A 19,693-nucleotide genomic window follows, 5' to 3' on the forward strand; every position below is an offset into this window, starting at 1 on the left:
GATCGGCTTACCGGAGGGGCGGGCGGTCGATTCGGAGATACCCGGTGAGATCACCCTCGATCCGGGCGGTGTGGGGTCCGGGGGGAAGGCCGGCAGCCAGGACGTAGCGGTACTCTGAGCCGGGTGTCTCGGGGGAGGCTGCGCAGATTGGGGCGACGGACCACTTCACGATGAATGGGTCGTGCAGGGGGAGCTTAGTCTCCTGGAAGGCGCGGGGGGGCATCCAGTCGACGGAGGCAATTTTGAGGGCCCCGGATGGGGTGACGAAGTCGCGGGAGGCGCGGCCGGAGCCCTGATTGCCGGAGACGGAGCCGGAGAGGGTGAACTCGAAGTCGGCGTCGTCGGGGGTGAAGTGGGAGAGGGTGGCGGTCCAGTCCTCGGCGGTGTGGTCGTGGATGAGATCGATGCGGCGGAGGGCGGGCCAGTCGCGACCGGTATCGAGGGCGGTGGCGCGGGTGGCGAGCCAGCAGCCGTCGTGATCGAGGGCGGGCTTGCCGTCGATGGTCACGGACGGGGTGGCGGCAAGGGGGCGATCGGTGATCAGCTCCAGGCGGGTGCCTTCGAAGTGGACCTTGGGAGTGGCGGGGAGGGTGGTTACGGTGTTTTCGGTTTCGTGGCTCCAGCGGTCGACAAGGCCATCGAAGTACTGGTTGAAGAAGCTGGCGATGAGGGTTTTGCCGGATTCGTTGGGGTGGACGATGTCGGCGAGGAGGGCTTCCGGGGCCATGTGGTTTCGCAGTAGGTAGTCGCGCCACCACTGGCGCTGGGGCTCGACGGCGAGACCGTACTTGCGGCCGAGGGCCGGGATCTTGTGGTAGGACATCTCATCGTGCCAGTCGCGCTGATGGACCCAGAACCAGCCGGCGCAGCCGGGGGGGCGGCCGAGGGCGAGGCCTTCGCGGCAGACGGGGTCGGGCATGGTGTCGCCGTGGTCGGTCTGGACGAGGATGTCGGCGACGGTGTTCGTGCGGAAGAGGCGGACGATGCGCTCGTAGGCGCGATGGTCGCCGTAGTCGTGGAAGACGATGAGGTCGGGGTAGGAGGCGGCGAGGTCGCGGGCGGTGGTGCGTTCGAGATCCTGGGTGGGGAAGCCGCCGATGGCGAGGTTCTGGACGACGAAGATGGTGTTGGGGTAGCGCTGCTTCCAGTGCTCCTGAACCTGCTGGTCCCAGCCGCTTTTGGTGATGGACTGGCCGTAGAAGAGGACCTTGAGGACCTTGCGGTGGGTGGGGGTGCTGGTGCGGATGATCTCGAGGGTGCGGGCGAGCTTCTGCGTGTCGGGGACGTTCTGGGTCTCTTCGTGCGCGCGGTAGAGCGTGGCGGCCGTGGCCGCGCTCAGCATAAAGAGTGTTCCACCCAGAAGAAGCCTTGCCAGACGCATTCTTGATTCCTGTTTGAGTTCGCGGAGGTTGGGGCTTTTGGCCTTTATTTTATTGGTATACGTCCCCTGTGGTGTCTGAGCAGGTTTTCGACATCGTTTCCCGATCGGCTGATGGGCGGTGTCTGGTTGAGGCTAGCATGTGGGCGGTGACCGTTGTAAGACGCGCCTCTACCGACCCACCAGCAACAGAAGCGAAACATCATCCGGAAGCTCCGACCCTCCGGTCCACGCCTCCAGATCCGCCTTCACTGCCTTCAGCGCCTCATGCGGATCGCAGTCCGCCACCACACGGGCCAGCCGTTCCACGGGATAGGGCTCGCCCTCCGCATTCAAGCAGGCCCCCACCCCATCCGAATACACCAGCAGTTTCTCACCCGCCTGCAGCGTCGTTACCGTCTCGTCATACGTCATATCCGGCCACAACCCCACGGGAAACCCACCATCCCCCACTGGCGTCGCCGTCCCATCCACCGCAAACTTCAGCGGCGCCGGATGCCCCGCCTGGCAAAAACGAATCTCCCGCGTCTCGGTATCGAGCACCGCGTACAGCATCGTGAAATATCCATCGCCCTGCGGCAGAAACCGCCGGTTCAGTTCGCTCACCACATCCACCGGCGGCACAATCCTCTTCAGCTCCAACTGAAAGTCGTACCGCACCATCGGGCTCCCCGGATGCGGCGAAAGCAACTGGTTGAGCGTCACCGAAAGCAGCGCCGATCCCACCCCATGCCCGGCCACATCCAGTTGATAAAAGATCAGGTACCGGCCCTGCATCATGAAGTAGTTCAGGTTGTCGCCTGCCAGGTAGCTCGTCGGCAGCAGCAGCCAGTCGATCCCGAACTTCGGATGCACGTCGAACACCGTAGGCAGCAGACTCAACTGCAGCGCCGAAGCATGCCGCAGCTCCGACTGCACCAGCTCATACCCGGAGCGCAGCCGCGCGTTCTCGGCAACCAGTCTTGCATTCTCTTCCGTCAGAGCCCGGATGGCGTCGTCGTGGTTCACGTAGCGACGAGTCTACCACCGGCTCAACGCCCCTGAATCGCCTTGGCCGGAACGCCTGCCACGACCGCACCCGCCGGAACATCCTTCGTCACCACGGCGTTCGCCCCCACCGTCGCGCCATGCCCGATTGTCACCCCACCGAGCACCGTGACGCCGCGCCCGATCCAGACCTCATCCCCCAGCACAATGGGCTTCGCCGAAAACCCCGATTCCCGCATCGGCTTGTCCGCGCTCCGCAGATGGTTCGCATCCCGCAGGCTCGAGTACTCCCCAATCATCGTGCCCCTGCCGATCACGATCCCGGCCATGGCGACCACATGCACCCCACGTGACATCACTACGCCCTCGCCCACCGCGATCGTCGCCGCTCCCTGCGTCTCCAGGTACAGCTCCGGAAACAGGTAGCACCGCTCCCCAAACGCAATCGCCCCGGTCCCATGCACCTCGTTGCGTCCAAGCACCACCACCGACCCCGGGAGATGCGTCTTCAACTGGCTCGACAGCCGCGCATGCGCATACAGCTTCCCCAGCGCCAGCCGCACCCCGGCCGTAGCCTTCAGCACCGAGCGAATCGTTCCACTCAGAAGCGCCTTTACCATGGCCGCGGCGGTGAAAACCGCCCTCCCCTGGTGTCCTTCCACGCCTGCTCCAGCAAAGCCAGCAGCACCTTGTACCGCTCGCCGCGATCCTTCCTCTCCTGGGTGCTTGCGAACCTATTCCGCACAATCGTCAGCCGGTACATGAAGCCCTCGGCCTCCTTCGCCAGCCATGCCTGCTCATCATGGTGCTTGCGGTAGTAAAGAAACATCGACCGCATCCGCCACATTACCACCTGCGCCGCCATCGACGAGTACGCCAGCGTCTTCACCCGCTTCGAAGACTCACCGCCCCAGTGCACTACTACCACATCCGGCCAGTACCAGATGCTGTACCCCGCATCCTTGATCCGCTTACAAAGATCGACTTCCTCGTAATAGAGAAAGAACGCCGGATCGAACAACCCCACCTTCGCCAGGACCTCGGGCCGCGCAATGCAGAATGCCCCGGGAACCCAGTCCACCGAAGCCGCCTCCATCGAATCCGCCCACGTGCGGTCGAAGTCTCCAAAGAACCTGTTCTTTGGAAACTGCCCGGCCAGCCCCGTCATCACCACCAGGTCACCCACAATCGAATGAAACGTCCGCGCCGAAGGCTGCCACGCGCCATCCCGACCGATCAGCCGCGCTCCGCCCAGCCCACAGTCCGGCGTCGCATCCATATGCTGGATCGCCAGATGCAGCGCCCCCGGCGCGAAGAACGCGTCCGAGTTCAACAGAACGTGATATCTGCCGGTAGCTTTTTCGAGCGCCACGTTGTTCGCCGCGCCGAATCCAAGGTTCGTATCGCTCCGAAACAGGATCACTTCGGGAAACTCCGCCGCCACCATCTCCGCCGAGCCATCCGTCGATGCGTTATCGACCACCATGATTTCGGCTGAAAGCGCACCGATCTCCCGCTGCACCGACTCCAGGCACGCGCGCAGCACCTCGCACGTGTTGAACGAGACAATGACGATCGAAACGTCGATTCCCAATCCGGTTGGCTTCACAGTGCGTTCAGTATACTCAAGCATCTCCAGCCATCCGGTACACTGGGTGCAAAGTCACAACACTCCAGGAAATCAAGCATCTATGGGTCAGGAATCAGCGGGTCGGGAATCAGCCGAGGGGCAGCACACAGGCACAGCACCGGCGATGAAGGCCCTTGAAAAGACGGCCCTCCGAGCCTCCGTCTGGTCCGTGCTCGAATACGGCTCCGGCACCCTCCTCCGCGTCGTCTCCTCCCTCGTTCTCACCCGTCTGCTCGCCCCCGCCTACTTCGGCGAGATGACCCTCGTCTCCACCCTTATTGTCGGCATCAATCTCCTCTCCGACATCGGCCTGGGTCCCTCCGTCATCCAGTCCAAACGCGGCGACGAGCCGGACTTCCTCAACACGGCCTGGACCCTCCAGGTCATCCGCGGCACGGCCCTCTGGATCATCGCCCTCGCCGTGAGTTGGCCCATGGCCCTCTTCTACAACAACCACCACCTTCTCTATCTCCTCCCGGTGCTGGCCTTCACCAACGTCATCAGCGGCTTCAACTCCACCAACCTGCTCACCCTCTCCCGCCACATGGGTGTCCGGCGCCTCTTCGCCATCGACGGATCCATGTCCGTCGTCTCTCTTATCACCACCATTGTCTGGGCCCTCATCTGGCCTTCCGTCTGGGCCATCGTCGCCGGACAGATCGTCTCCGGCATCTACCGGCTCGTCCTCAGCCACATCCCCACCGTCGCCCCCGGCATCCGCAACCGGTTCCGCTGGGAGAAGGAAGCGCTCTCCAGCATCGTCCACTTCGGCAAGTGGATCATGATCGGCACCGCCTTCTTCTTCTTTGCCTCCCAGGCCGATCGCCTCATCCTCGGCAAGCTCACCACGCTCACCCTCCTCGGCGTCTACGGCCTCGCCTACCAGCTCTCCGATCTCCCCCGCCAGATCTTCCTCTCTCTCGGCAACCGCGTCGCGTACCCCTTTATCGCCAAGATCATTCACCTCCCCCGCGAAGAGTTCCGCGTCAAGTTCCTTCGCTACCGCTCCTACTCGCTCCTCGTCGGCGGCTCGCTCCTCTGCATCATGGTCACCTTCGGCGATCAGGTCGTCCTCCACGCCTACGACAAGCGCTATCACGAGGCCGCGTGGATGATTCCCATCCTTGCCATCGGCCTCTGGCACACTCTGCTCTACACCACGACCCTGCCTGTCCTCTTCTCTCTTGGACAGGCCCGCTACAACGCCTACGGCAACGCCGCCTACGCCATCGCCGTCAGCGCCGGAGTCTGGAGCGGATACCACTTCTACGGCATGCTGGGAGCCGTCATCGCCGTTGCCGCCGGCGACTTCCCCATGTACCTTGTCGTTCTTACCGGAGCCACCCGCGAAGGCATCAAGCCCCTCAAGCAGGATCTGCTCATGACCGGCGCCTTCGTCGCGCTCCTCCTAGCCTGCCTCTTCGCCCGGGCCTCTCTCTGGGCCGCCGTCCCCTTCCACCCCGCCTGACATGGCCTCGCTGTTGCTATCGCTTCCCGGTTGTCATCCCCAAAGGGGATCTGCCTTTGCTTTTGCCTTTGCTTCCAGGTAGCCCAAGGCTTTAGCCTTGGGTCTCACAGCATCACCAAACAATCGGGCTTGAGCCCCTGGGTATGCCGTCTTGTCCCGGCCGCAACCGCTCAAACGGAGACCGGCGCGCGTTTCGATTCATCAGATCCGTCCGCATCTTTTTCAGGAGTCGCACATGGCATCGCATGGCCCCCGCATTATGGATCAGTACGAAGTCATCCTCGTAGCCCCCAACGTCTCCGAGCAGATGGGCGGCGAGGCCATCAAGGCCCTCCATATCTACCTCGAACTCGCCAAACAGGGCGTCAAGGTCCACCAGGTCACGCATGTGCGCGTCAAGGCCGAACTGGACAAGAAGTTTCCCGAGATGAGCGTCACCTACGTCCCTGACACCGGCCTCGAAAAGGCACTCTACCGCAGCCCCCTCTTCGAGCAGACCCTTAACCGCGCCTTCCTCAAGGCCGGCCTCAAGGTCGTCGAGGAGATGCTCACCTGGAACCCGCGCGCGGTGGTCCACCTCACGTCGCCTGTCTCCCCCATCCTCCGCTACCCCTCGTTACCGAGCAGCCACGTCGTCATTGGGCCCATCAACGGCAACATCCACTACCCGCCCGGCTTTCTGCACCGCGAAACCCGCTCCTACAAGGTGCGCCGCTGGCTCCACGGCCTCATGCAGGCCCGCAACCGCGTCCTCCCCGATGGCAAGCGTCAGGCCGCCGCCCTCCTTGTTGCCGGAGGCAAGCGCACCTACGACTCCCTCCGCGCCGGAGGCTGCACCGAAAATCAGCTCGTCGACTCCATCGACAGCGGTGTGCAGGACCGCCTCGCCCTGCTCCCCCGGATCACCCACACCGGCGTCAACCCGCGCTTTTACCACAACGGCCGCCTCGTGGAGCACAAGGGCACCGACCTCATCATCAAGGCCCTCGCGCTCACCAAGCTCCCCATCGAGCTCACCATCATCGGCCGCGGCCCCGAGCTCCCCAAGATGCGCGCCCTGGTCAAGGAGATGGCTCTCGACAACCGCGTCATCTTCATCGAGTGGGTCGCCAACCACGAAGATCTCGCCGAGATGCTCCGCCAGTACCGTGCCTTCGTCTTCCCGTCTCTCGCCGAAGCCAACGGCATCGTCGTCCAGGAGGCCATGGTGCAGGGCCTGCCCGTCATCGCCTGCGACTGGGGCGGCCCATCGCTCCTCGTCACCCCCGAGACCGGCTTCCTCATCCCCCCACGCGACGAAGAGTTCGTCATTGAAGAGCTGGCCGCCAAGATGGACCAGCTTGCCCAGGACGGTGAGTTAGCCGAGCGCATGTCGATCGCCGCCCGCAAGCGAGCGTTGGACAAGCACTTCATCTGGTCCGACATCATCAAGGAGTGGCGCACCGTCTACGCCCGCATCGCCCCCAAGTAGCCACAAACGTGGGTGCCCTGTATCTCGCTTCTGAGATATGGGGTTCCTCGGGGCTACGGAAACATCAACCCCAAATACCGCTCCGTAATCGCATCTGCATTGAACCGCTCCAGCGCCGCCGCTGGAATCACCTTCCGCGCCCCCGCAAACACTCGCTCCACCGCCCCCGCCAGAGCCGCGGGATCATCCATCGGCACCATCTCGCCATACGTCCCATTGGCCAGAATCTCCGCCGGCCCGCTCGGGCAATCCGTTGACACCACCGGCGTCCCCAAAGTCAAAGCCTCCATCTGCGCTACCGGCATCCCCTCCCAGTTCGAGCTCATCACAAACACGGCCGCCCGCGCCATGTACGCCGCCGGATTCGCCACAAACCCCGGCATCCGCACATCGTCCGCCACACCAAGCTCCTCCACCAAAGCCGTCAGGTGCGCCCGTTCCGACCCCTCCCCCAGGATCAGCAGCTTCACCTTGCGCCCCGCCCGAATCATCGCAAACGCCCGCAACAGATTCGGAAAGTTCTTCTGCGTCTCCAGCCTGCCGATCGCCAGCATCACCGGCGGAGCCCCCGCCGCAAACCAGTCATCCTCCAAGGGCTCAGCGGCCGCCGCAAACAGCCGCGTCGCATCGATCGGGTTGTAGATCGTGATCACCTTCCCCCGATCCAGCCCGCTTACCTTGCACATATCGTCCGCCACCCCGTTCGACACCGCGATGATCGCATCCGCCATCGGATAGATCCTCCGTGTCGTCCACCGGATCACCGTCGTCCGCAGGCTCCCCGGTTTCGAATTCGCAATGTCTGAAGACAGCGTCGTATGCTCCGAGAGCAGCAGACGCGTCTTCACCCGGGCCAGCGCCCGCGCCACGCAAGCCGTCTCATTCGCAAAGTGCGTCGCCGACAACATCGCATGGGGCCTCCTCGTTGCCAGATAATCCCGCAGCTTCCCCACCCGCTGCAGCGGACTATGCGCTTCCAGCTTCACCAGCTCCACGCCCTCCGGCAAAATCTTCTCGAACGGCGAATACACCAGCAGATCCAGCACCAGGTCCACTGCGATCCCCCGGTCCAGAAAGCCCCGGATCAGGTCGAACATCACCCGCTCCACCCCGCCGTTGTACAGCGTGTGCATATAGATCGCGATCTGCTTCGGTGCCCTCGTCGTTTCCATCGTTCTCCCCAGAGATCCTAGCTATACACCCGCATCAGCGCGGGCTCCCCCGTCGCCTTGCCGCTCTTCGTCGCCATCTTCCGCTTATCCGTAAACCGGGACGTCCCCACCGCCTGCGACCACCCGATCAGGAGGAAGAACAGCGGATAACTCTGTGCCCCCAGGAATACCGTCGCAATCGTAAACGCGATCCCCACCAGCACTCCAAACAGCGTCAGCACAAAGTGCCTGTCCTGCACCGTCTTCACCCGCCCAGCCGCTCCGAGCAGCGCAATCGCCGCCTCCAGTTGCAGCAGCATAAACGAGATCGCCCCGATCCACCCCTGCGTCACCCACAGAAACAGATACTCATTGTCGATCGACGTCTGCCCATGGATCCGCGGAAAGATCTGCCCCCAGCCCCACGCGCCCTTCGCCTCGGCCACCGGAATATAGTTGTCCACCAGCTCCGCGCGATACTGCGCCGTCTCCCTTTCCGATCCATAGTCCGTGCGCGGTCCCGCCACCCACTGCTTCGAGATGACGTACGCCGGAACCCCCACCCCCACCAGCAGCCCCACCACCAGGATCGCCCGCGCCATCGGCTTCTTCGCCCGGCCGATCGAAGCCACCAGCAAGGCCAGCCCCGTCCCGATCCAGGGCCCGCGAGCCTGCGTCATCAGAAGGATCACCAGCAGCCCGCCCACCGCCACCTTCGGCCGGTTCAGCCGCTCCGGAATCTTGATCTTGCCGTACCGCTCCTCGTACTCCCGCTTCGCCAGCCAGATCGCCAGCATGAACCCAAACGAGAAGACAATGCCGGCCAGCTCGGACTGCGCAAACGGCCCCGCCACGCGCCCAAAACCCCACCGGATCTGCGTCACCCATCCGCTCCACTCGTTCGGAAAGAAGTGATTCCACATCCGCCCAAACGGGTTGAACTTGAAAAAGTATTCGATCGTGGACACGACCGCGGCGATCACCATCAGCCACACCGTTCGCCGGCTGGCCTCCTCCCGGCCATCCTTGTACTCCATGAGCAGCTTGCCCGCCATGTAGGGCACGACCGCCTCCACCAAGGTGTTGAACATGGTGAAGCTCGCCTCGGTCGTCCGCCCCTTTGTGTAGTCGGTATAAGCCGTTGAAAGCACAAACGGAACCATCCACAGATCCGCGCGCGAGAAGCGCCAACGCGGCAGGTCGTACACCAGTACGCCCACCCCAAGCCCAAGCAGCGCGGAATCGAGAAAATTCAGCGACGGCAACGGACGCGCCGCAAGAAAGTAGTATGTCGGAAACAGAAACATCACCGGCAGCACCACCTTCTGGAAGGCAGCCTGCGTTCCCTGCGTGAACACCACGGCAAGGCAGACAAACAGCGGGATGATGGCGACGACTTCCATACGTAAGGAGCAACGTCTGCTTTCTTCCGAGTATAGGCTGCGCGGTCCACTTCAAACGCCCGGAATCAGGCATCGCACTCACCGGTCGTGCGGCTTCACGGTATCAAAGAATGCAACGCCCCAAAGTTTTCCGTGAGCAAATATCGCCGGGGCGCTTACGATCAAAGCAGTACGTCCATCCGGTGAAGGGATGAAGACCAAACGATGAATGCGGCCATCTTGAAGCAGTCTCCGGAGATCCCCCGCGACCAGTCCTCGGACTCGGAGCGTTCGGGAGGCTTTTCCCTGGATCTGAAGCGCAGCTTCAAGATGCACAAGACACTGGCCATCTCGGTCGCCGTAGGAATTTCCGTCGTTCTCCTCGCCTATGGCTTGAGCAGAAGACCCTACTACGAGACCCACGCCCTCATCTACGTCCAGCCGGTCAAGGCCAAGCTCACGACCGACAATACCGGCGCCACCTACGACCCCGCGCGCTACGACACCTACATCAACCAGCAGCTCCAGACCATTACCCGCACCGACATTCTCGCCGAGGCCCTCAGCAAGCCCGCCACCGTCAAATGGCGCTTCCCGCAGGAAACCGACGACGCCGCCATCGACCGCCTCCGCACCAACCTCAAGGTCGAGCGCGACCAAGGCAGCTACCAGCTCTCCATCACCCTCGCCGGTTCCGATCCCGAGGCCATCGCCGACGTCGTTAACGCAGTCAGCGAAGCCTATATTCACGGCGAACGCTCCGATGAACTCGCCCAAAGCGATCAGCAACTCCAGATCCTCAAAACCGAGCGCGACCGCCTCCGCAACAACCTCAGCAGCGACCGCCAGGAGCAGGCAGCCCTCAGCGCGGCCCTCGGCGTCGCCGACACCACCAACCCCGAAGTCACCAATCCCTTCGACGTCACGCTCACCGACCTCCGCGCCCAGTTGGCCGCGGCGACCGCCCAGCACGCTATCGCCGCCGCTCAGTTTGCCTCGGTGTCCCAAACCGGCTCCGACTCCTCCGCCGGCCTCCGTGCCGCCGCCGAGGATGCCTCCGCCAACGATCCCGGCCTAGCCGCCCTGAAGCAGACCATCAGCCAGCGCCGCAGCGTGCTCGTCAGCCAGATGGCCGGCCTCACCCCTAAGAATCCCCTCTACAAACAGGATCAGGACGAGCTCACCCGTCTCGACCAGTGGCTCGACGCCGCCGCCACCGAGGTCCGCACCAAGGCCGCCAGGCAGCTCCAGGAGAAGCTCCGTCTCGACGCCAACCGCACCGCGACCCTCCAGTCCCGCCTCGAAGGAGAGCTTGCCCAGAAGACCGCCGTCGCCAGCGGAGCCACCCCGAAGCTCCAGCGCGCCGCCGATCTGGTCATGGACATCACCCGGCTCCAGACCCACTTCACCGAGATCGACAGCGCCATCAACGCCATCGAGCTCGAAAAGAACACCTCGGGCCTCGTCCACATTCTTCTGCCCGCCGCACCGCCCTCCAAGCCCAAGGCCAGCAAGAAGATCTTCATCATCGGCGGTGCCGTCCCCCTCGGCATCCTCTTCGGGCTCATGGCGGCCGTCCTGAGCATGAAGATGGACCCCAGGGTCTATATCGCCGAGGACGTCAGCCGCGCCCTCGACTTCAAGCCCATGGCCGTCCTCCCCCATCATCGCGACGTCAAATCCTCCGTGATGGACGAATTCATGCTGCGGCTCGTAGCCGGCGTCGATCAGGCCCACCGCACCGGCGGAGCCCGCACCTTCGTCTTCACTGCCGCCTCCTCGGGGTCCAGTATCTCCAAGATGGTCGCCGCACTCGCCCGCAAGATCGAGCGCTTCGGTTACACCACCCTGATCGTCGACGCCGCCGAGGTGATGAAGCACGTCGCCCTGCCCAAGGATGAGATGGCCTACCTCATGGGCGACGGCCAGGTCTCCAAGTCCTCCCGCATTGCCCCGGCGCGGCGAGAGAACTTCAACATCGGCAACTTCTCCCGCATGCGCTCGAACGTGGACCTCCTCTTCATTGAGGGTCTGCCTCTGCTCTCGTCGGCTGAAACCGAGTTCGCCGCGCGCCTCTCCGACATCACGATCCTGGTTGCGGAGTCCGAGAAGACGACCCGCGGCGAGCTCACCAACGCCCTCGAGCTGCTCAAGCGACTCGGCGTTCCCGGCGTCGCCGCGGTCCTCAGCAAGGTCAAGACCGTCCATGCGGACGACGAGTTCCTCTCCGTCATCCACGACGTCGAGACGCGCCAATCCGAGATGCCCGAGCAGGAGCCCATCGACTTCGAAGCCAAGGCGGAACGCATACCCCTACGCGACGATCCGGAAGTGTACTCTCGCAAATAAATGCAACGCCTGATCGATCACACCCAGATGCACTGGCAAAGACATCGGTCTCGCTAGGGGCGGGGGAGGATGAGGGCTGCAAAGTAGCGGAGGGCCAGTTTGAGGTCGTGCTGCCAGGAGCGGCGGACGTCGTAGTAGGCGTCGGCGAGGTAGAGCTGCATGTCGTCGGTGCGGTCGGCTGCGGCTACGCTGGCCTCGGAGATGAGGCCGCTTTTGCCGTCGGCGTAGAGCATTTGCCACTCGGAGGAGAGGTTCTGGATGGACTCGCGGGTGCGGGGAGGGAGGCCGACGAAGCCGATGTCTCCGACGAACACGGCGAGGAGGCCAGGGAGGAACTGGCGGGTGAAGGCTCCCCAGCCGGCCTTGCGCGGCATGGACCATGCGTCGGCACCGAGGCAGGGAAGTTTGTAGGTTTCTTCTTCCGTGGGGCGGTCGGCGAGTGGGATAGCCTCCATCTCGACGGTGGTGAGTCTGATGCCCTTGATGAGGATGAACCATGCGAGCGATACGAACGAGATGGGGAAGAAGAGGATGAAGAGAAGAAGCGCTCCGATGGATTGGAGAAGGTGGCGCAGGATGCCTCGCTGATGGGGGTCGGCCACGCGGCCGAGGAGGAAGCTCTCGCCGACGTCGAGGGAGGTGTCGAGGCGGACGTTGACGAGCAGGGTGCGGGCGACGATGGTCTGGTTGAGCTCGAGGGACTGGCCGATATAGCTGCCCATGAGGATGAGGGAGTTTTCGATGGAGGTTCGGGAGTCGATGAAGCAGTTGGAGCCGATGACGACGTTGGGACCCAGGGTGACGCCCTGCTGGATGCGGGTGTTGGGGCCGATGTAGATGGGTGGGTTGAGGGTGACGTCGGGGTGGATGATGGTGTTGCGTGAGACCCAGACGTTGGGCTGGATCTCGAGGCCGGCGATGGTGTGGCCTTTGATCTGCTGGTTGAGGAGCTTGGTTTGGGAGATGAGGAGGCCGGCGGGGGTGGCGATGCTGATCCAGCGGGCGGTGGCGAGTACGGTGGCGGTGCCTTCCAGGGCGCGGTCTTCGAAGTATCGGGTGAGCTCGCGGGGAGTGAAGTTGGCGAAGTCCTCGACGCTGGCACCGAGGGGAAAGCGAGCGGCTCCTCCCCAGTGGAGGTTTCCGAGGAGGTCGTCGCCGGAGAGGAGGGTCTCGTCGGCTTCGTAGTAGAGGGTGGTTTCGGCGCGGCGGACGGCTTCGAAGTCGACGATGGGGAAGCGCTCGGCGTGGAGGAGGAGCCAGGCCTCGGCTTTGATCTCGTGGATGACGCGGAGCGAGCGATAGGGGTGGGTGGGGTCGGCGGCGAGGTGGTATCGGAAGCGTGAACCCCAACGGTCGCCGTTGCCGAAGAGGGCTTCGACGCGCTCGGGGGCGTGACCGACGATGAACTCGATGCGGAGGATTCCCTGATCGACGAGGGATTCGACGATGTGCTGGAGGGCGGGACGGTCTCCGAGGGGGAGAAGCGCGAGGGAGCGGTCGGCGTCGAGGCCGTGCATGGCGGGCGATGGCCCAGGAACGATGATGACGCCGATCATCGGATGCTACTCGCCGTGGCGCTTGCCGCGGAGTTGCGAAGGCGCTCTCGAAAGACGCGGTAGAGGAAGAGGCCGTTGCCGACGAAGTAGCGCTTCCACATGCGGCCGGGCTCCTGGTAGAAGCGGTAGAACCATTCGAGGCCGAGCTCGCGGAGCCAGATGGGAGCGCGAGGGATACGGCCTGAGTAGAAGTCGAGGAGGCCGCCGACGCCGATGGCGACCTTGGTGCCGAACTCGTTGAGGTGTTCGCTGATCCAGATGTCCTGGCGCGGAGCTCCGAAGGCGAGGAGCATGATGTCTGCTTTGGAGTTGCGGATGCCGGCGATGATGCCGGGTTCTTCGTCTTTCGAGAAGTAACCGTGGTGATAGCCGGCGACGCGGACGGCCGGGTGGTGCTCTGTGATCCATGCTGCGGCGGCTTCGGAGATGCCGGGCTTGCCTCCGAGCAGGTAGATGCTCATGCCGGCCTTGCCGAGGGCGGCGCAGAGGAAGGGGAACATGTCGGTGCCGTTGACGTTTTCGCAGACGTTCTGGTCGAGCATTGCTCCGGCGATGCGGATGCCGATGCCGTCGGCGAGGGTGATGCGGGCGGCGGCGAGGGCGGCGCGGTAGACGGGGTTGATGACCGAGATGTTCATGCAGTCGGCGTTGGTGAAGCAGACCTGGTTGGACTTGCCCTCGCGGATGAGGTCGACGATGCGTTCGGAGGCCTCGGACATGGTGAGGTTGTCGATGCGGATGCCGAGGATGTGGATGATGGGCGGGGTGGGCCCGGTGTTGCGGGTGAAGATGGCGGTGGGGATGGCGCGGAGGGCGATGCCGAGGTCTCCCCAGAAGGTCTTGGTCTCGATGTATTCGAGGTCGAGGGAGAGCTCGGAGGTGTGGGCGATGTTGGCGCGCTTGCGGATCCAGGAGAGGGAGAGGAGACCGGGGCGGAGGTCGTAGCGCTTCCAGGCGTTGCGGGGATCGTCGACGATCTCTTCGGGGTGGATGGGGCGCGGCCCGATGAAGGACATCTCGCAGATGAGCACGTTGTAGAGCGCGGGCATGTTGCGGAGGAAGGTCATGCGCTGGAAGAAGCCGAATTTGGGGAAGTAGAACTCGTACTGAGCGTAGCGTTTGGCCCAGCGTCCGAGGCGGATCTGGCTGCGGATGCCCCCATCGGCGTAGATGGCGATGACGAAGAGGATGAGGAGGAGAGGGCTGAGGAGGGTGATGAAGATAAAGGCGAGGTAGGTATCGGCGAGGACGCGGAGGAGGCGGGCGGCACGGACGGCGACGTGCCATTTTTTCGTCCGGCGGGCCTGGGCGCGGCGGCGGTTGCGTATGCCGTCTTCGGAGAACGCGTCGACGAGTTCGGCGAGGAGTTTGCTCCTGTCGAGGGGGGCTACTTCCTGCGGCTTTTTATCCGGCGTATCGGCTGGCATGCGCTCTAAAGATGTAGATGTGCGTTGGATGGGGCTGGATCGACCGGGCTGTGAGGTTCGCCTTGCTTCTTGTGATCTTCCTTACAAAGAGTGACACATTCCCGGCGCTGCGCGAAGGCGGGGTTTTGAGGATCGGCCAGGAGTGTTCCCGTTTGAACAACATGCCCGGAGGCCGCTCGCGATTTTGAATTGCGGTTGACCGCTGATCGGCAAGGATAACGCGCGCGGTGTGGAGAGTCCACTACACCGAAGTAACTCCCTCCGTCGGGAGATAATAAGGGGACGCGGGTCTCTCGACCGGGCAGAGACGATGTGATACATCTGAACTGTTCCGCATCGGCAGAGTGCAGGTTCGCGAGGAATTCTGGAGCGTAGCGATGATGGTTTTGACCTCGGAAGAGGGCGATGTTTCCGTTGGCCGGGTTGAGTCGAAGGTGCTCGACGCAGGCACGACGGCGGCCTTCAAGGAGGCGATGAAACCTTTGCTGCGCGATGGGGCGAAGGTGGTTCTGGACCTCTCGAAGGTGGAGTTTATCGACTCGAGCGGTCTGGGTGCGCTGGTGTCGAGCCTGAAGGCGGCGCATGGGGTGAACGCGGAGATCAAGCTGTTCGGGTTGCGGAAGCCGGTTCGGGCTCTGTTCGAACTGGTGCGGATGCATCGGGTGTTTGAGGTCTTCAACAGCGCGGAAGAGGCGATTTCGTCGTACAAGGGGTGACGATGAAGACGCTGCGGGTGGGGTATCTGGTCAGTAAGTACCCGGATGTGTCACACACGTTCATCTTGCGTGAGGTGCTGGCCCTGCGGGCGCGGGGCATGGAGATTGCGGTCGCTTCGATCAATGGGCCCCGGGTGTTGACCGAGGTGGAGCGGATTGAGGCTGAGAAGACCTTTTATGTGAAGGCGGCGGGCGCGAAGGGCGCGATGAAGGCGCTGGGGTCGCTGCTTTCGACGGAGCCGGTGGGCGTGCTGCGCGGGTTGGTGTATGGGGTGAGGATGGGTGGGGGCGACCTGCGGCGGGTGCTTCTCGGTGGTTTTTATTTTGTCGAGGCTCTGATTTTGCTGCACTGGCTGCGGCGTCAGCGGCTGACGCATGTGCATGTTCACTTTGCGACGCCGGCGGCCGCGGTGGCGGCGATTGCGACGAAGATTGCGACGAGTACGTCGCCGCTGACGATGTCGATGACGGTGCATGGGCCGGATGAGTTTTACGACGTGACGGCTTACTCGCTGGCGGCGAAGGTGGCGGCTTCGAAGTTTGTGGTGTGCATCAGCTTCTTTGCGCAGAGCCAGATGATGAAGCTTTCGGAGGAGTGGGGGAAGTTTGAGATTGGGCGGCTGGGGGTGGACTCGGGGCACTTTGGGGCTCGCGGAGTGAAGGCTGTGGAGGGTGTGTTCAAGGTGCTTTGCGTCGGGCGGTTGGTGGGGGCCAAGGGGCAGAGGATTTTGATTGAGGCGGTTGAACTGCTGCGTGGGCAGGGGCGGGAGGTCGAGCTGGATCTTGTGGGGGATGGTCCGGATCGTCAGGCGCTGGAGGCTTTTGTGAACTCGCGGGGTCTGGGTGGCGCGGTGCGGTTTGCGGGGTCGGTGGGGCAGGACCGGATTCGGGATTTCTATGGGGCGGCCGATGTATTTGCCATGGCAAGCTTTGCAGAGGGGATTCCCGTGGTGCTGATGGAAGCGATGTCAATGGAGATTCCTGTGGTTGCCACCGGGATTAACGGGATTCCGGAGCTGATTCGGGATGGGATGGACGGGCTGCTGGTGGCGCCTTCGGATGTTCGCGGGATGGCGTGGGCGATTGCGCGGCTGATGAACGATGAGGCGCTGCGGGAGACGCTGGGCAAGGCTGGGCGGGTGAAGGTTGGGGCGGAGTATGCTCTGGCGGGCAGCGCGGATGGGCTGCTGGAGATCTTTCGGCGGAGGCTGGCATGATCGGCGCGTTGTGGAGCTTCGTGGGGGGCGTGGCGGCCGTGGTGACGCTGCCGGGGACGATCGAGCTGCTGATGCTGAGTATCGCGGCGCTGATGCCGGGGGAGGAACTCCCGGGTGGTGAGGGTGCCTGGCGGGTCGCGGTGGTGGTTCCGGCGCATGACGAGGAGGCGGTGATCGCGTCGTGCATTCGCAGCCTGATGGCGGCGACGCGGACGGGGTTTGAGGTGGATGTGTACGTGATTGCCGACCACTGCATGGATGAGACGGCGGCGATGGCGGAGGCGGCGGGGGCCCGGGTGATTCGGCGGGAAGATCCGCTGGAGCGCGGTAAGGGGCATGGGCTGCATGATGCGTTTACCCGGCTGGGCGCCGAAGGGTATGACTGCTTTCTGGTGGTGGATGCGGATACGGTGGTCGCGCCGGACTTTCTGCTGAAGGCTGCCGGGGCTCTGCGGGGCGGGGCGGAGGCGGTGCAGGTGCGGTATACGGCTCGGCAGGGGGAAGAGACGGTGCGGACGCGGCTGATGGACTTTGCGCTGTCGGCGTTCAATTGGGTAAGGCCGCGGGGGCGGGAGCGGATGGGAGTTTCGGCCGGGATTCTGGGGAATGGGTTTGGGTTGCGCCGCGAGACGCTGGAGGCGGTGCCTTATCTGGCGGCTTCGCTCGTGGAGGATCTGGAGTATCACCTGGCGCTGGTGCGGGCTGGGAAGAGGGTTCACTTCGTCGAGGGTGGCGGGGTGTTTGGGGAGATGCCGGTTCGCGGTAAGGGCGTGAAGACGCAGAGGGCGCGGTGGGAGGGTGGGCGGCTGCATATCGCGAGGATCCAGGCCCCGAAGCTGTTTGCGGATGTGCTGCGCGGGCAGGTGACGTCGCTGGAGCCGCTGCTGGATCTACTGCTGTTGCCGCTGGCTTTCCATGTGGTGTTGCTGGTGGTGGCGGCCACGGCACATGCGAAGCTGGTGAGCACGGTGGGGCTGACCGGGCTGGCGGTGGTGCTGATTCATCTGGGTGTGACGATTGCGGTGCGCAAGCGCGGCTGGGCGGACGTGGTGACGCTTGCCGGAGCGCCGTTTTATATAGTCTGGAAGCTTCTGCTTGTGCCCACGCTGTTGCGCCACGCGAGTGCGAAGCAGGAGTGGGTGAGGACGGATCGCAACGCTACGCTGGTGAAGGATGAGGATGACGAAGCGCGCTGACGATGGTGGCTTGGGGATGATCTGGCGGCTGCTGGCGGTTCTGGGAGCGCTTCTGCTGGTGGGGTTCTGTGTGGCTCCGCATTTTTGCCAGGCCTCGGAAGACGCGATTATTTTGTTCCAGTACAGCCTGAATCTGGCGAAGACCGGAGTGATCTCGTATATCTCGGATGGGCCGAGAGCCGAGGGGGCCACGGATTTTCTGTGGATGGTCTGGATTGCGCTGGGCGAGAAGGCTGGGATTCCGGCGTATGGGCTGGCGATCGCCACGAGCGCGGCGTGTGCTGTGGGGCTGGGCGTGGTGATGGTTCGGCTGGCCGGGGTGAGGGCCGGGCTGGTGAATGTGGCGGCGGTGGTTTGCCTGATTCTGCTGGCACCCCAGACGTTTGCGGCGGAGGCGGGTTTTTCGGTGTTTTGTTTTGCGCTGCTGCTGGGAGGCATGGCGGCGTTGGTCTGGTGGGGGCGGTATGGGTGGGCGGTGCTGTGTGGGCTGCTGCTTTGCCTGACTCGGCCGGATGGCGTGGTGTTTGCCGGGCCGCTCCTGTGTGTGTATGCGTTTCAGGGTGAGGGCTTCAGGGCGCGGTTCGGGAAGCTGCTGGGCGGGTTTATCGTTCCGGGGCTGGTCTACTTTGTGTGGCGCTGGCACTACTTTGGGCATCTGTTGCCGCTGCCGTTCTATGTGAAGTCGGATACGACGCGGGTTCTGCACTTTTTGGTGGTGAAGAGTGCGGGTTCGCTGATTCCGCCGCTGGTGGTGGCTTGCCTGATCCTGTCGATTGCGCTGGGGCGGACGATGTTGAAGGCGCAGAATCGTTTGTTGTTCGGGACGCTGATTGTGCCTTCGACGATGTTTTACCTGGCGATGCGGCTGGACCAGAACTATGCGAACCGGTTCTTTCTGTATCCGCTGGTGGTGATGGGTGTGCTGCTGGCGGCGAACTTCGATAGCTACAAGGGTCGTGCGGGGCGGGTGCTGGCGGCGGGGCTGGGTGTGTGGGTCTTGCTGATGGGCTACTTCTGGGTGAACTGGAGTGTGATCTATACGCTGGAGTATCCGCAGCCGGAGGTCGTGGCGCTGGCGAAGGAGCTTGCGGAGATGCCGGGGCGGGGCACGATGATTGTGACGGAGAGCGGGGCGATTCCTTACTACTCGAAGTGGGTGGCTTATGATCCCTGGGGGTTGAATACGCCGGAGTTCGCGCTGCACCTGATTCATCCGCAGGATGTGAAGGCGTTGGGGCCGGATCTGGTGATCGTGCACCAGGATGTGGGTCCGATGCCTTGCTCGGTGGTGGATGCCGCGAAGGTTCCGTTCAAGGCTCGGAGCTGGGACAACATGACACAGAACTTGATTGCGGGTGTGGATGAGGGCGCCTATACGCAGTGGCTTCTGCCGCAGTACAACGCGTACGACCGGAGCCATCCGCGGCGATGGAACGGACAGAGGCGGTATGCGGATGTCGATTATCAGTGCTGGTTTCTGCGGAACGGATATGCGGGGAGCGAGAAGGTGGTCTCGTTGCTGCGGGAGCATGGGGGAATCAGCACGGTGGAGTATGAGGAGCGGAAGGTCGATCGGAATTAGTGCGTTGGCCTGTCGCTGCGGTGTCCGTTCGATCGGAACGTCTTCGCGGGCGAAAGAGTTCTGCGGTGCTCGTCTTGGTTTCTTTATGCGGGATGGGCGATCGGCTGCCGGACCGGCGTTGGAGGGCAGGGGAGGGAACAGCTATAGTCGGGGGAGATCCTCTACTTTTTGCTGAACGAAAGC

At 63.5% G+C, this 19,693-nt stretch carries 15 protein-coding genes; 7 read left to right on the forward strand and 8 right to left on the reverse strand.

Annotated features, from left to right (window positions below):
* Positions 1 to 7 precede the first annotated feature (7 nt).
* The 4 genes from BM400_RS06325 to BM400_RS06340 all read right to left on the reverse strand — a co-directional run bounded on the left by BM400_RS06325 (position 8) and on the right by BM400_RS06340 (position 3,974).
* The gene (locus BM400_RS06325; protein ID WP_141223825.1) at positions 8 to 1,381 is read right to left on the reverse strand and encodes an SGNH/GDSL hydrolase family protein; all 1,374 of its coding nucleotides are present in this window, start codon (positions 1,379 to 1,381) and stop codon (positions 8 to 10) included.
* A gap of 168 nt (positions 1,382 to 1,549) precedes the next feature.
* Positions 1,550 to 2,386 (reverse strand): PP2C family protein-serine/threonine phosphatase, encoded by an 837-nt coding sequence (locus tag BM400_RS06330; RefSeq protein ID WP_089837680.1) that lies wholly within the window; start codon positions 2,384 to 2,386, stop codon positions 1,550 to 1,552.
* Positions 2,387 to 2,409: 23 nt separating this feature from the next.
* Complete coding sequence (locus BM400_RS06335; RefSeq protein ID WP_089837683.1) at positions 2,410 to 2,985, reverse strand: acyltransferase; 576 nt, start codon at positions 2,983 to 2,985, stop codon at positions 2,410 to 2,412.
* Complete coding sequence (locus BM400_RS06340; protein ID WP_245781716.1) at positions 2,979 to 3,974, reverse strand: glycosyltransferase family 2 protein; 996 nt, start codon at positions 3,972 to 3,974, stop codon at positions 2,979 to 2,981. The genes BM400_RS06335 and BM400_RS06340 overlap by 7 nt, the downstream gene beginning before the upstream one ends.
* An 82-nt stretch (positions 3,975 to 4,056) precedes the next feature.
* Here BM400_RS06340 and BM400_RS06345 point away from each other — a divergent pair, with 82 nt between their 5' ends.
* Together BM400_RS06345 and BM400_RS06350 are read left to right on the forward strand one after the other, a co-directional pair.
* Positions 4,057 to 5,463, forward strand: coding sequence for an oligosaccharide flippase family protein (locus BM400_RS06345; protein WP_175528893.1), 1,407 nt, complete (start codon positions 4,057 to 4,059; stop codon positions 5,461 to 5,463).
* A gap of 235 nt (positions 5,464 to 5,698) precedes the next feature.
* On the forward strand, positions 5,699 to 6,934 hold the full coding sequence (locus BM400_RS06350) for a glycosyltransferase family 4 protein (RefSeq protein ID WP_089837687.1): 1,236 nt from the start codon (positions 5,699 to 5,701) through the stop codon (positions 6,932 to 6,934).
* Between the two features lie 53 nt (positions 6,935 to 6,987).
* On the opposite strand, the gene BM400_RS06355 is transcribed toward BM400_RS06350, so the two are convergent.
* Both BM400_RS06355 and BM400_RS06360 read right to left on the reverse strand, forming a co-directional pair.
* Positions 6,988 to 8,106 carry a glycosyltransferase gene (locus BM400_RS06355; RefSeq protein ID WP_089837689.1) on the reverse strand — a complete coding sequence of 373 codons (1,119 nt, stop codon included), beginning with the start codon at positions 8,104 to 8,106 and terminating at the stop codon, positions 6,988 to 6,990.
* Between the two features lie 17 nt (positions 8,107 to 8,123).
* The gene (locus BM400_RS06360) at positions 8,124 to 9,488 is read right to left on the reverse strand and encodes an O-antigen ligase family protein (RefSeq protein WP_089837690.1); all 1,365 of its coding nucleotides are present in this window, start codon (positions 9,486 to 9,488) and stop codon (positions 8,124 to 8,126) included.
* A gap of 204 nt (positions 9,489 to 9,692) precedes the next feature.
* On the opposite strand from BM400_RS06360, the gene BM400_RS06365 reads away from it, so the two are divergent.
* Positions 9,693 to 11,816: an exopolysaccharide transport family protein gene (locus BM400_RS06365; protein WP_089837692.1), complete on the forward strand. Its 2,124-nt coding sequence runs from the start codon at positions 9,693 to 9,695 to the stop codon at positions 11,814 to 11,816.
* Positions 11,817 to 11,869: 53 nt separating this feature from the next.
* On the opposite strand, the gene BM400_RS06370 is transcribed toward BM400_RS06365, so the two are convergent.
* Together BM400_RS06370 and BM400_RS06375 are read right to left on the reverse strand one after the other, a co-directional pair.
* A complete protein-coding gene (locus tag BM400_RS06370) occupies positions 11,870 to 13,372 on the reverse strand; it encodes a glycosyltransferase (protein WP_089837694.1) in 1,503 nt (500 codons plus the stop codon).
* Positions 13,369 to 14,799 (reverse strand): WecB/TagA/CpsF family glycosyltransferase, encoded by a 1,431-nt coding sequence (locus BM400_RS06375; RefSeq protein WP_089837697.1) that lies wholly within the window; start codon positions 14,797 to 14,799, stop codon positions 13,369 to 13,371. The genes BM400_RS06370 and BM400_RS06375 overlap by 4 nt, the downstream gene beginning before the upstream one ends.
* A gap of 377 nt (positions 14,800 to 15,176) precedes the next feature.
* Between BM400_RS06375 and BM400_RS06380 the strand changes: the two genes are divergently transcribed.
* Genes BM400_RS06380 through BM400_RS06395 form a run of 4 tightly spaced genes read left to right on the forward strand, consistent with a single transcriptional unit; the run spans position 15,177 to position 19,510 of the window.
* Entirely contained in the window at positions 15,177 to 15,515 is a 339-nt protein-coding gene (locus tag BM400_RS06380; protein ID WP_089837699.1) for an STAS domain-containing protein, read from the forward strand.
* Positions 15,516 to 15,517: 2 nt separating this feature from the next.
* On the forward strand, positions 15,518 to 16,732 hold the full coding sequence (locus BM400_RS06385; RefSeq protein ID WP_089837701.1) for a glycosyltransferase family 4 protein: 1,215 nt from the start codon (positions 15,518 to 15,520) through the stop codon (positions 16,730 to 16,732).
* Positions 16,729 to 17,928, forward strand: coding sequence for a glycosyltransferase family 2 protein (locus BM400_RS06390; RefSeq protein ID WP_089837703.1), 1,200 nt, complete (start codon positions 16,729 to 16,731; stop codon positions 17,926 to 17,928). Before BM400_RS06385 ends, BM400_RS06390 begins: the two co-directional genes overlap by 4 nt.
* Positions 17,912 to 19,510, forward strand: coding sequence for a hypothetical protein (locus tag BM400_RS06395; RefSeq protein WP_089837705.1), 1,599 nt, complete (start codon positions 17,912 to 17,914; stop codon positions 19,508 to 19,510). Before BM400_RS06390 ends, BM400_RS06395 begins: the two co-directional genes overlap by 17 nt.
* The last annotated feature ends 183 nt before the right edge of the window (positions 19,511 to 19,693 follow it).

The organism is Granulicella pectinivorans (assembly GCF_900114625.1).
Taxonomy (GTDB): domain Bacteria; phylum Acidobacteriota; class Terriglobia; order Terriglobales; family Acidobacteriaceae; genus Edaphobacter; species Edaphobacter pectinivorans.

Bases quoted from the DNA above. Each gene is read 5' to 3' on its own strand.
- BM400_RS06365 (WP_089837692.1), top strand. From the start codon at position 9,693: ATGAATGCGGCCATCTTGAAGCAGTCTCCGGAGATCCCCCGCGACCAG.
- BM400_RS06355 (WP_089837689.1), bottom strand. From the start codon at position 8,106: ATGGAAACGACGAGGGCACCGAAGCAGATCGCGATCTATATGCACACG.
- BM400_RS06385 (WP_089837701.1), top strand. From the start codon at position 15,518: ATGAAGACGCTGCGGGTGGGGTATCTGGTCAGTAAGTACCCGGATGTG.
- BM400_RS06345 (WP_175528893.1), top strand. From the start codon at position 4,057: ATGGGTCAGGAATCAGCGGGTCGGGAATCAGCCGAGGGGCAGCACACA.
- BM400_RS06360 (WP_089837690.1), bottom strand. From the start codon at position 9,488: ATGGAAGTCGTCGCCATCATCCCGCTGTTTGTCTGCCTTGCCGTGGTG.
- BM400_RS06390 (WP_089837703.1), top strand. From the start codon at position 16,729: ATGATCGGCGCGTTGTGGAGCTTCGTGGGGGGCGTGGCGGCCGTGGTG.
- BM400_RS06350 (WP_089837687.1), top strand. From the start codon at position 5,699: ATGGCATCGCATGGCCCCCGCATTATGGATCAGTACGAAGTCATCCTC.
- BM400_RS06335 (WP_089837683.1), bottom strand. From the start codon at position 2,985: ATGGTAAAGGCGCTTCTGAGTGGAACGATTCGCTCGGTGCTGAAGGCT.
- BM400_RS06380 (WP_089837699.1), top strand. From the start codon at position 15,177: ATGATGGTTTTGACCTCGGAAGAGGGCGATGTTTCCGTTGGCCGGGTT.
- BM400_RS06325 (WP_141223825.1), bottom strand. From the start codon at position 1,381: ATGCGTCTGGCAAGGCTTCTTCTGGGTGGAACACTCTTTATGCTGAGC.
- BM400_RS06370 (WP_089837694.1), bottom strand. From the start codon at position 13,372: ATGATCGGCGTCATCATCGTTCCTGGGCCATCGCCCGCCATGCACGGC.
- BM400_RS06375 (WP_089837697.1), bottom strand. From the start codon at position 14,799: ATGCCAGCCGATACGCCGGATAAAAAGCCGCAGGAAGTAGCCCCCCTC.
- BM400_RS06395 (WP_089837705.1), top strand. From the start codon at position 17,912: ATGACGAAGCGCGCTGACGATGGTGGCTTGGGGATGATCTGGCGGCTG.